Raw genomic sequence first — 10,598 nt, forward strand, 5'->3', positions numbered from 1 at the left:
GCCACCGGCCAGCCGCGTACCCAACCTCTCAGGTCAGTACATCTAGATTACCGGGCTGCCTCGGCGGCGCCCGCCCTGTTCGCTTATGGCTAAGAAGTCCAGGCTTCATGACTGGCACATTGCCCTCCGGTCGGCGGCTGTATCCCAGCAATGACGCGGCATTGAGGCCTGCAAGCAACTTGCTATTTGCTTGCTACTTGCCAGAGAATCCCCGGGAAAACGGGGACCTGCATAAGGTGTCTGATCCGTCAAGCTTCTCTCTTATATGACAAACCAAAAGGCCCCGACCCCTTGGCATTTCAAGGAACCGGAGCCTTTTGTTACGGAGCCCCCTGCCGGATTCGAACCGGCGACCCCCTGTTTACAAGACAGGTGCTCTGGCCAGCTGAGCTAAGGAGGCGCGGCCGGAACCCGAGGATCCCGGCTAGAAAAGCGTAACCGACGGCTGGCGGATCAGGAAAACTTTCCCGGTCCGCCGGCCGCCGCCGTCGTCTTAGCCCTTGATGGCCTGCTCGGCGAAGGCGCGGAAGTCAGGCTGGGTGGCGCCGTCCCACTTCTGGCCCTGCACGTACACCGTCGGGGTCCCGCCGACCTGGTACTCGCTGAAGGTCTGGTTCACGTATTTGGCCCAGGGGCGGAACTTGTCCTCCTCGATGCAGGAGGCCACGCCGGGGGCGCCCGCCGATTCGGCAATGCTCACCAGGGTCGCGTTGTCCAGGCCGGCACCGCCTTCGGCCGGCTGCTGGACGAAGAGTTCGGTCATGTAGTCGCGGAAGGCCTCCGGCTGCTCGTCGGCCACGCAGGCGACGGCGTTGGCCGCCCGGGAAGAGTAGTTGGTGGTGGACACCCGGTCCAGGAAGGTTGCCACCCGGTACTCGACGGTCGCGGCGCCGTCCTGGACCAAGCCGTCCAGGTACTCCGAGTACTGCCCCTCGAAGGCCTTGCAGACCGGGCAGCCCATGTCCGCGTAGACGACGATCTGCGCCGGGTCGCCCTTCGCGGCGGCCTTGATGCCGGCCGGGATGATGTTTCCGCCGTCGCTGGATGCCGGGTCCGGGATGCTGGCCACGTCCACCGTGTGGGCCTCGGTCGGCCGCAGGCCGTCCTTGGCCATGACATAGCCGCCGTAGATGTTCCCGTGCTGCGGCGCCGGGCCGGCATCGGGGATACTGCCGCGGGTGCCCGAGACCACGATCAGGGCGACGGCGACGATGATGGCCACGACGGCGCCGACAATGCCCCAGCGCAGCAGCAGCGAATTCCGCTTCTCCCGGCGCTGCTGCTCTTCGCGGATCTGCCGCGCCTTCTCGCGGGCGGCGGCAGTGCGCTCCGCTTTGGTAGGTCTGGGGGCGTTCTGTGGCATTGGTCCTCTTGTCTTCCCGTCTGGACGAACCCCGGCAGGGGCCTGAACAAAACCCAGTCTATCGGCCGGGCCCCGCCGTGAGCGGAGCGAACGGCGAGGCCCGGCCGCGACTGCCGGCTGCAAATCTTAAGAACGGCCAACTCCGGCGCATTGGTTCCCCTTTTCCTTATAGAGTCATAAAAAGTCTTCAGTCTTGTCGGGAAGGTCACATGGACAGCGGAAATTACGGGAAGTACGACTTCATAGTGGTCTCGAACCGCCTGCCGGTGGATCGCGTGGCGGAGGACGACGGCGAAGGCTGGCGCCGTTCGCCGGGCGGCCTGGTGACGGCGCTGGCCCCGGTGATGAGCAGTTCGGAGGGTGCCTGGGTCGGCTGGCACGGCGCCCCGGACGAGACGGTGGAGCCGTTCGAGCACGACGACACCCATCTGGTGCCGGTGCCGCTGAGCGAGGAAGAGGTGGAGTTCTACTACGAGGGCTTCTCGAACGCCACACTCTGGCCGCTCTACCATGACGTGATTGCCCCGCCGGAGTTCCACCGCAACTGGTGGGACGCCTACAAGGCCGTCAACCGGCGCTTCGCCGAGGCCACCGCCGCGATTGCCGCCGAGGGCGCCACGGTGTGGGTGCAGGACTACCAGCTGCAGCTGGTGCCCCGGCTCCTGCGGCATCTGCGCCCGGACCTGCGGATCGGGTTCTTCAACCACATCCCGTTCCCGCCGGTGGAGATCTTCGCCCAGCTGCCCTGGCGGCGCCAGGTGCTCGAGGGCCTGCTCGGCGCCGACCTGGTGGGCTTCCAGCGCGCCAGCGATACCAGCAACTTCCTGCGCGCCGTCCGCCGCTACACCGGCAGCCTCATCAAGCAGCACTTCGTGGAACTGCACGACGAGGCCGGCCGGCGGGAGTGCCGGGCGGACACCTTCCCGATCTCCATCGACGTGGCCCGGATCAACGAGCTGGCCCGCCGGCCCGACGTCGTCGAACGCTCCCGCCAGATCCGCGAGGAGGTCGGCGACCGGACCATCCTGCTCGGCGTGGACCGGCTGGACTACACCAAGGGCATCGGGCACCGAATCAAGGCCTACGGCGAGCTGCTCGAGGACGGCAAGCTCCAGGTCGAGGACACGGTGCTGATCCAGGTGGCCAGCCCCAGCCGCGAGCGCGTGGAGTCCTACCGGCTGCTGCGCGACGACATCGAGGCTTCCGTCGGGCGCATCAACGGCACCTTCGACACCCTGGGCAAGACCGCCATCCGCTACCTGCACCACAGCTACCCGACCGAGGAAATGGTGGCGCTCTACCTCGCCGCCGACGTCATGCTGGTCACCGCCCTGCGCGACGGCATGAACCTGGTCGCCAAGGAGTACGTGGCCGCGCGCACCGGGGTGGACGGGGCCCTGGTGCTCAGCGAGTTCACCGGTGCCTCGGACCACTTGCGCCAGGCCATCCTGGTCAACCCGCACGATATCGACGGGCTGAAGGAGCGCATCCTGCAGGCCCTCAACCTGCCCAAGGGAGAGGCGACCCGGCGGATGCGCGCGATGCGCCGGCAGATCCTGCAGAACGACGTCGAGCACTGGTCCCAGACCTTCCTGCACGCGCTGGCGGCCGGACGTGGCTGAGTCCGCGGAGGTGGCACAACCTGCGGGCCCGCCGGCAGCGGGTGCGGACCCGGACCTGCACAGCGCACTGGAGCAGCTGGCCGGCGCCGGGCGGCTGCTCGTCGCGCTGGATTTCGACGGCGTGCTGGCCCCGATCGTGGAGCATGCCGCGGACGCGCGCCCGCTGCCGGAGGCCGCTGCCGCCGTGCTGGAGCTGGCCGGGCTGCCCGGGACCACGACGGCGTTCATCTCCGGACGCGCCCTGGCCAGCCTGCGGCTGGTCGCCGCCCCGGACGAGCGGACGCTGCTCATCGGCTCGCACGGCGGCGAGGTCTTCACCGGTCCGGACAGTCCGCCGCTGACGCTGGACGCGGCCCAGGCCCGGGCGCTGGCGGAGGCCACCGCCGCCGTTGAACGGGTGGTCGCCGCGCACCCGGGGACCATCCTGGAAGCCAAGCCGGCCGGCGTCGTGCTGCACACGCGCACCGCCGCGGACGAGGTGGCCGCGGCGGCCACGGCGCAGGCCCGCGCCCTGCTGCAGGAGATTGACGGGGTGCACCTGTCCGACGGCAAGCGGGTGCTGGAGACCTCGGTGATCAGCGCGGACAAGGGCCGGGGCGTCGAGCTGCTGCGGGCCTTCACCGGCGCCGACGCGGTGCTCTTCGCCGGCGACGACGTCACCGATGAGAACGCCTTCGCCGTGCTCCGCGGCCAAGATGTGGGGATCAAGGTCGGTCCCGGGGACACCGGGGCGCGTTACCGGGTGGATTCCCCGCAGGCCTTCGCCGCAGTGCTCGCCGAGCTCGCCCGGCTGCGCGCGGCGGCGGTGCGCCGCTGAGGACCGCCGGGCCCATACCCGCCGCTGAAGGGACTTGATGATGGCAACGGTAACCTTCGACAATGCCACCCGCGTGTACCCGGGCACGGAACGGCCCGCCGTGGCCGGGCTGAGCCTGTCGGTCGGGGACGGTGAATTCCTGGTCCTGGCCGGGCCGGCCGGCTGCGGCAAGTCCACGGTCCTGCGCATGCTCGCCGGGCTGGAAGAGATGGATTCCGGGCGCGTGCTGATCGGCGGCAGGGATGCCACCGCGGTGCCGGCCAAGGACCGCGACGTGGCAATGGTGTTCCAGAACTACGCGCTCTACCCGCACATGAGCGTGGCCGACAACCTGGGCTTCGCCCTGAAGATCGCCGGCGTGCCCGACGCCGAGCGGGCCGCCCGGGTCCGCGAGGCGGCCCGGCTGCTGGAACTGGAAGAGGTCCTGGACCTTCGGCCCCAGGCGCTCTCCGGGGACCAGCGCCAGCGGGTAGCCATGGGCCGGGCCGTGGTGCGCCGCCCGCAGGTCTTCCTGATGGACGAGCCGCTGGCGAACCTGGACGCCGCGCTGCGGGCCCGGACCCGCGCCCAGATCGCCTCCCTGGCCCGCCGACTGGGCATCACCACCGTATACGCCACGCACGACCAGGCGGAGGCGATGGCGCTCGGGGACCGGGTGGCGGTACTGCGCGAGGGAGTGCTCCAGCAGGTGGCAACCCCGCACGAGCTGTACGCGCGGCCGGCGAACCAGTTTGTCGCCGGGTTCATCGGCACTCCGGACTGAACCTGCCGCCGTCGTCGCCCCTCTACGATAGGAAACGATGAACAACGGCCCCGCCGCGAACTGGCATGACGAGCCCACCGACTTCGGCCAGCTGGGCAAGCTTCCGCGCGGGCTGGACGCGCCGGCGGCGGCCATCGGAGCGCTGAACATCACCTCGGCCACCACCGACGAGAAGCTGCTGGACCTGCCGTGGGACCTGGCCCTTGAGGACTGGCCGGTGGCCAATCTGGCGGCGCTCCCCCGCGGGCTTTCCCGCCACGTCGTGCGCTTCGCCCATCTGTCCGGCTCGGTCATAGCTATCAAGGAGACCAGCGAGCATGTGGCCCGCCACGAGTACCACATGCTGCGCAAGCTCCAGCGCCTGGACGTGCCCTGCGTGGAGCCGCTGGCGGTAATCACCGGCCGCCGCACGGCCGACGGCGCGGACTTGGATCCGGTGCTGGTCACCCGGCATCTGCGGTTCTCGCTGCCCTACCGTGCGCTGTTCTCCCAGACGCTGCGCCAGCCGACCCTCACCCGGTTGATCGATGCCCAGGCCCTGCTGCTGGTCCGGCTGCACCTGGCCGGTTTCTACTGGGGCGACGTGTCCTTGTCCAATACCCTGTTCCGCCGCGACGCCGGCGCCTTCGCTGCCTACCTGGTGGACGCGGAAACCGGCGAGCTCTACCCGGAACTGTCCACCGGCCAGCGCGAATACGACCTGGAAATCGCCCGGGTGAACATCGCCGGGGAGCTGATGGACCTGCACGAAGGCGGGCTGATCGAGGAGAAGATCGACCCGCTGGACACCAGCGAGCGCATCATGGATGTCTACCGCAAGCTCTGGGCCGAGCTGACCGGACAGGAATCCTTCAACCTGGGCGAGCGCTGGCGGGTCAATGCGCGCATCCGGCGGCTCAATGAGCTGGGCTTCGATGTGGAGGAATTCACCATCAAGACCACGGCGGACGGGTCCACCATCCAGCTCCAGCCCAAGGTGGTCGATGCAGGCCACCACCAGCGCCGGCTGCTGGAGCTGACCGGGCTGGACGCCGAGGAGAACCAGGCCCGGCGGCTGCTCAACGACATGGACACCTACCGGGCCGACAACCACCCGGACCTGGACCAGGAGCTCAGCGCCCATGCCTGGCTGCGCCATGTCTTCGAGCCGGTGGTGCGCGCCATTCCGCGCGAACTGCAGGGCAAACTGGAGCCTGCCGAGGTGGTGCACCAGCTGCTCGAGCACCGCTGGTACCTCTCGGAGAACCAGAACCGCAACGTTCCGCTGGCCGAGGCAGTACAGTCCTACATCGATACCATCCTGCGCCACCGCCGGGACGAGGCGGCCATCCTGCTGGACGCGGACGCCCCGGCGGGCACGGCGGAGCCCGACGGCGGCCCGGCGCCGGCCGGGTAGGGGCTGCGGGCCGGGCCCGGCGCAGGCCGGCTTTTACCGGTCAGCCCCGTTGAGCGGCCTTGTGGCCAGGGAGTGGCAGCTACCGGCCGCTTTGGGGGGAGCGGGAGAAGACGGCGACCAGGAAGTCCGCTTCGGGCCCGAAGGGGCGCAGGTCCCAGGTGGCCAGCTTGAGGTCGGCCGCCAGGCCCGCCGAGGCGGCGTCGTCTAGGAAGGTGCCGAAATCGTAGCCGCGGCCGGTGCCGAAGCCGGTCACCAGCCGGCCGTCCCCGCGCAGGTGCGCAGCCAGCCGCGCCAGCACCGTCCGCTGGGTTCCGGGAGCCAGGAAGGTCAGCACGTTCCCGGCGCTGACAATCAGGTCGAAGCCTTCGGTGATGCCGTGGGCCGGCAGATCCAGCTCGGCCAGGTCCCCGACCAGCCAGGTCACGTCCGGATAGTCCTTGCGCGCGGCGTCGACCAGTTCCGGATCCACGTCCACGCCCACTACCTCGTGCCCGCGCGCGGCCAGTGCCCCGCCGACCCGGCCGGGCCCGCAGCCGGCGTCGAGGATCCGGCTGCCGCGGGCCGCCATCGCGTCGATCAGGCGCGCCTCGCCGTCCAGGTCCGCGCCTTCGCGCCGCATCGTCTCGAAACGGTTGATGTACCAGGCCGAGTGTCCGGGATTCTTGCGCTTCTGCGCCTCCCACAAGGTTTCTTTTCGCACAGCCCCAGCCTACGCCCGCCGCGCCGGCCCCGGGCCGCGCCATGCGCGGTGCCGTGCACGGTGCCGTGCGCGGTGCCACCCGTGCCGGTGCCTGTGATGTGCCGAAAAACACGGTCCGGCCTGCGGCTTTTCGGGGGGCAGGGGCCCTCGCGGTGGGCTATGATGAGGCGCTGCAATACGCGATTTTCCACCAAACCAGCAGGAGTTTACGACCCCCATGGCAACCGATTACGACGCGCCGCGCAACAAGGACGACGAGCAGGGCCACGAGTCCCTGGAGGCGCTGAAGGCCCAGCGCGGCGGGGCGCAGACCGCCCTGATCGATGTCGAGGACGCCGATACCGCCGAAGGCATCGACCTGCCCGGCGCCGACCTTTCGGGCGAGGAACTGGTCGTCCAGGTCATTCCGCCGCGCGAGGATGAATTCACCTGCTCCTCCTGCTTCCTGGTCCGCCACCGCTCCCAGGTGGCCCGCGAAAGCAAGGGCAGCCTGTACTGCCGCGACTGCGAGGGATAACCGGCCCGGACACAGGTCACCCCCGGCCGGACGCCCGTGCGACCGGCCGGGAAATACCTGGACCGCGCACAGACCTCGCAGCCCGCAGGCCGGGAGGTACCGGCCCGCCCGCCGCAGCCGGCCGTCCCGCAGGCTCCCCACGCCCGGTTCCGCGGAACCGGCAGAAAAACACCGCGGTGCCCCAGAGCATCGCCAGTACGGACATCGCCGTACTGTCCACGGAACCGGCACTGCCCGGATACAGCAGCCAGCCGGCACCGAGCACCAGCGAACTGGCGCAGCAGACGCTGCCCTGCAGTGGCCGGCCAGGCGGCCAGAACGCCATCACCAGGACAATCAGGGCCATGAAGAGGCCCAGCGCCGCCTGCAGCGGCCAGTGCGCCAGCCCCCACGAATAATCATCCTCCGCGCCGGCGGTCAGTGACCGGTCAACGGCGGCCGCGGCGTAGCCCCACCACGCGGGCGCCCCGGTAAGGGCAAGCAGGAAGAGCACCCCGTCCGCCTCGAGTTTCCGCCGCGGCGGCGCCGGCCGCCCGCCGCCGGCGAAGAACGTCGCGGCCGTCATCGGGACCAGGATCAAGGCAACCACCAGCGGGTCGGCGCTGGCCGTCAGCGCTGCCGCCAGCAGCAGCGCCGCGGCCACGGTCCACAGCTGCACGAGGGCCGGCCAGGGGTTGAGCGGCCGGGCAGCGATGGACAGGAATGCCCCGCTGACAATGAAGGTGAACAGCACGCCCCAGCTCGCCTGCAGGCCGGCGACGGCCGCCATCTGGCCGCGTCCGCCGGCCAAGGCCAGCAGGTCGGCAATACCGTAGAAGCCGACGGCCCAGAACAGCACCGCGGCACCGGCCCAGAGCGAGCGGGACCTGCCCGTCCCGCCGCCTGCTTGCACACCCATACTCCAGCATAGGCCGCTGGCCCGGAGGCCAAGCTGACTCTGCGGGAGCGCTCCAGGGGTTAAGCCTCGATGCCCGCCGGCAGCGCCTTGCCCGGGTTCAGCAGCCCGTGCGGATCGAAGAGGCGCTTGATGCTGCGCTGCAGCTCCAGGACTTCCTCGCGCTGCTCGCGCGGCAGCCAGCGCACCTTGTACTGGCCAATCCCGTGCTCGCCGGTGATGGTCCCGCCCAGGGCCAGGCCGACGTCGATCGATTCGTCCAGGGCAGCGTTCAGCGCCGGCACCTTCTGCACTTCCCCGGAGCCCACCCAGAAGGTCGGGTGCAGGTTGCCGTCGCCGGCGTGGGCGACCACCTTCAGGCCGACGCCGTGGTCCGCGGCGATGCGCTGCAGCTCGGCGATGTAGTGGACCAGCTGGGACCGCGGCACCGCCACGTCCTCGCCGACCCGGAAGTCGTCGTCGACCTCGGCGCCGCGGCTGTGCCGGCGCAGCTCCACCAGGCGCACAGCTTCCTCGTAGTCTTCGGCGGTGATGGTGGCCCCGAGGCCGGTCAGCTCACGGCGGATGATCTCCGCCTCGGTCCGGGCCGCGAAGCCGTCCGTCTGGATCAGCAGCAGCGCCCCGCCCCGGCTGCGCAGGTTCGAGCCCTGCTCCCGGTCCAGCTGGATGAGCGTATTGCCGTCCAGCAGCTCCATGATCGCCGGCTGCACGCGGGCCTTGCCCACGGCCAGGACGCCCGCTGCCGCCGTCGTAAACTCCGGGAAGAACGCCGCCAGCGTCTCCACCTCGGCGGGCAGGTAGCGCAGGCGCACCGTCGCGCCGACGACGATCCCCAGTGTTCCCTCGGACCCGACGAACAACCCGGTGAGGTCGTAGCCGGCCACACCCTTGAAGGTGCGGCGGCCGGTGTGGATCAGCGTGCCATCCGCCAGCACAACGTCGAGGGCCAGGACCGATTCGCGGGTCACCCCGTATTTGGCGCAGCGCAGCCCGCCGGCGTTGGTGGCGATGTTGCCGCCGATGGTCGAGATCCGGTAGCTGGCCGGATCCGGCGCGTACATCAGGCCGTACTCGGCGGCGGCAGCGTTCAGGTCGGCATTGACCACGCCGGGCTCCACCCGGGCGACCTCGTCCTCAGCGTGGATCTCCAGGATGCGGTTCATCCGCTCCAGGCTCAGCACCAGGCAGCCCTCGGTGGCATGTGCGCCGCCGGACACCCCGGTGCCCGCGCCGCGGGCAACCACCGGCACCGAGTGCCCCGCGGCCAGTCGCATGACTGTCTGCACGTCCTCCATCCGTTCGGCAAAGACGACGGCGACAGGCAGGCGGTGCTCCAGCACCGGCCCCTGGTCCACGGCGTAGGCTGCCAGCAGGGCCGGGTCGGTCTCCAGCTGTCCGGCAGGAAAGGCAGCGGCCAGCTCCCCAAGGAATGTGCTCATGCTTCAGGTGCCTCCAAAGGCAGTTCCATAATGATTTCCTGGCGCGTGGCATCCAGCAGATAGGGTTCGCGCTCACCGAGGTCGAGGAACCCGTGGCGGCGGTAGAAAGCCAGCGCCCGCAGATTCTCTTCGTGCACGCCCAGCTTCAGGGAACGCACCTCCGGCTGGCCGCGGACCCAGCTGAGGATATCTGCCAGCAATCGGGAGGCCAGATCCGTGCCACGGTAGGCAGGCGTCACCCAGACGGCCGCCAGCCAGGCGGTTCCGTCCTCCTCGATATAGCAGGACATGGTCCCGACGGCCTGCTCGCTCCCCGAGGCTCCGGCATCCAGCGCCAGCACGCTGACGCTCTTCTTGCCGGCGGACAGGGCCGCGTGCTCCTGCCACTGGACGTCCGTGTTCTGCTCGGCCTGCGCCAGCGATTCAGTGAAGGCGATGGGAAAGTCCTCGAGCATCCGCAGCCGCACGTCCTTCCAGACGGCCCAGTCCTCCGGCACCATGCGGCGCAGCCGGATCACGCAGGCCCGCCCATGAAGCGGGCGTAGCGGGCCAGGATGCCCGGCCAGCCGGCCTCGTAGTCGCCACGGCGGGCGGCCCCGTCCGGGTCCTTTTCCCAGCCTGAATGGACCAGCCGGACCAGAGTCCGGTCCTCGCCGGAGGCGACGAAGGCGATCCGGACTTCGCTGGCGGAGGCGGCGCTCGTGCCCGGGTGCCAGGTCAGGCGGAGGCTGTCGGCCGGCTGCCAGTCCAGGACCTCGCCCCAGATGCTGACCTCATCGGCCGGCGACGTCTCGGCCAGCACCCGGTCCTCGAACTCGAGGTGGCTGCCTTCGCCGTAGACGCTGCGCGATTCCACCGGCCACCAGAGGTGGATCAGGTCGGTAAAGCCCTCAAAGGCCTGCGCCGGGGCATGCGGAACGGCGACTTCGCACTGCAGGTCGGGCAGCGGCGCTGGCTGCTCCGGCAGGTCCGGGGCGTGGGAGAACAGGGAGGAACTCATCTATCCAGCCTAGCCGCCCCAGCCTCGCCCAAGCGGTCTCCGGCCGGGCCGGCGGTGCGTGACCTGCCGGGGGCGGGGGCGGGGGG

Annotated in this window: 10 protein-coding genes, 1 tRNA gene and 1 pseudogene; 5 read left to right on the forward strand and 7 right to left on the reverse strand. The window is 70.0% G+C overall.

The genetic code is table 11. From position 1 onward, the window contains the following. Positions 1-326: 326 nt before the first annotated feature. A tRNA-Thr gene (locus HGG74_RS20515) sits at positions 327-400 on the reverse strand. A 93-nt stretch (positions 401-493) separates the two neighbouring features. Beyond that, complete coding sequence (locus HGG74_RS20520; RefSeq protein WP_168489388.1) at positions 494-1,363, reverse strand: DsbA family protein; 870 nt, start codon at positions 1,361-1,363, stop codon at positions 494-496. Positions 1,364-1,572: 209 nt separating this feature from the next. Here HGG74_RS20520 and HGG74_RS20525 point away from each other — a divergent pair, with 209 nt between their 5' ends. The 4 genes and pseudogenes from HGG74_RS20525 (at position 1,573) to HGG74_RS20540 (ending at position 5,961) form a co-directional block, all read left to right on the forward strand. Further along, positions 1,573-2,985 (forward strand): alpha,alpha-trehalose-phosphate synthase (UDP-forming), encoded by a 1,413-nt coding sequence (locus HGG74_RS20525; protein WP_168489389.1) that lies wholly within the window; start codon positions 1,573-1,575, stop codon positions 2,983-2,985. After that, complete coding sequence (otsB, locus tag HGG74_RS20530; protein WP_312856927.1) at positions 2,978-3,802, forward strand: trehalose-phosphatase; 825 nt, start codon at positions 2,978-2,980, stop codon at positions 3,800-3,802. The genes HGG74_RS20525 and otsB overlap by 8 nt, the downstream gene beginning before the upstream one ends. Before the next feature lie 40 nt (positions 3,803-3,842). Continuing rightward, a pseudogene (locus tag HGG74_RS20535) lies at positions 3,843-4,559 on the forward strand (ABC transporter ATP-binding protein); the annotation flags it as partial. A 43-nt stretch (positions 4,560-4,602) separates the two neighbouring features. Continuing rightward, on the forward strand, positions 4,603-5,961 hold the full coding sequence (locus tag HGG74_RS20540; RefSeq protein WP_168489392.1) for a DUF4032 domain-containing protein: 1,359 nt from the start codon (positions 4,603-4,605) through the stop codon (positions 5,959-5,961). Positions 5,962-6,040: 79 nt separating this feature from the next. Here HGG74_RS20540 and HGG74_RS20545 read toward each other — a convergent pair whose 3' ends face one another. Then, the gene (locus HGG74_RS20545; RefSeq protein ID WP_168489394.1) at positions 6,041-6,661 is read right to left on the reverse strand and encodes a class I SAM-dependent methyltransferase; all 621 of its coding nucleotides are present in this window, start codon (positions 6,659-6,661) and stop codon (positions 6,041-6,043) included. A gap of 217 nt (positions 6,662-6,878) precedes the next feature. Here HGG74_RS20545 and HGG74_RS20550 point away from each other — a divergent pair, with 217 nt between their 5' ends. Next, on the forward strand, positions 6,879-7,178 hold the full coding sequence (locus tag HGG74_RS20550) for a DUF4193 domain-containing protein (RefSeq protein WP_168489396.1): 300 nt from the start codon (positions 6,879-6,881) through the stop codon (positions 7,176-7,178). A gap of 16 nt (positions 7,179-7,194) precedes the next feature. Here the strand turns inward: HGG74_RS20550 and HGG74_RS20555 are convergent, their stop codons facing one another. From HGG74_RS20555 to HGG74_RS20570, 4 genes are read right to left on the reverse strand one after another with little or no spacing between them, the layout of a single operon-like run. Further along, positions 7,195-8,076, reverse strand: coding sequence for a hypothetical protein (locus HGG74_RS20555; protein ID WP_168489398.1), 882 nt, complete (start codon positions 8,074-8,076; stop codon positions 7,195-7,197). Positions 8,077-8,135: 59 nt separating this feature from the next. Further along, positions 8,136-9,512 (reverse strand): FAD-binding oxidoreductase, encoded by a 1,377-nt coding sequence (locus HGG74_RS20560; RefSeq protein WP_168489400.1) that lies wholly within the window; start codon positions 9,510-9,512, stop codon positions 8,136-8,138. After that, positions 9,509-10,030: a GNAT family N-acetyltransferase gene (locus HGG74_RS20565; protein WP_168489402.1), complete on the reverse strand. Its 522-nt coding sequence runs from the start codon at positions 10,028-10,030 to the stop codon at positions 9,509-9,511. The genes HGG74_RS20560 and HGG74_RS20565 overlap by 4 nt, the downstream gene beginning before the upstream one ends. Beyond that, on the reverse strand, positions 10,027-10,512 hold the full coding sequence (locus HGG74_RS20570) for an SRPBCC domain-containing protein (protein WP_168489404.1): 486 nt from the start codon (positions 10,510-10,512) through the stop codon (positions 10,027-10,029). Before HGG74_RS20570 ends, HGG74_RS20565 begins: the two co-directional genes overlap by 4 nt. Positions 10,513-10,598: the final 86 nt, after the last annotated feature.

Source organism: Arthrobacter mobilis (assembly GCF_012395835.1).
GTDB lineage: Bacteria > Actinomycetota > Actinomycetes > Actinomycetales > Micrococcaceae > Crystallibacter > Crystallibacter mobilis.

Excerpts from the sequence above, each read along its gene's own strand:
- HGG74_RS20520 (WP_168489388.1), bottom strand. The coding sequence starts at position 1,363 with ATGCCACAGAACGCCCCCAGACCTACCAAAGCGGAGCGCACTGCCGCC.
- HGG74_RS20525 (WP_168489389.1), top strand. The coding sequence starts at position 1,573 with ATGGACAGCGGAAATTACGGGAAGTACGACTTCATAGTGGTCTCGAAC.
- HGG74_RS20540 (WP_168489392.1), top strand. The coding sequence starts at position 4,603 with ATGAACAACGGCCCCGCCGCGAACTGGCATGACGAGCCCACCGACTTC.
- HGG74_RS20550 (WP_168489396.1), top strand. The coding sequence starts at position 6,879 with ATGGCAACCGATTACGACGCGCCGCGCAACAAGGACGACGAGCAGGGC.
- HGG74_RS20555 (WP_168489398.1), bottom strand. The coding sequence starts at position 8,076 with ATGGGTGTGCAAGCAGGCGGCGGGACGGGCAGGTCCCGCTCGCTCTGG.
- HGG74_RS20560 (WP_168489400.1), bottom strand. The coding sequence starts at position 9,512 with ATGAGCACATTCCTTGGGGAGCTGGCCGCTGCCTTTCCTGCCGGACAG.
- HGG74_RS20570 (WP_168489404.1), bottom strand. The coding sequence starts at position 10,512 with ATGAGTTCCTCCCTGTTCTCCCACGCCCCGGACCTGCCGGAGCAGCCA.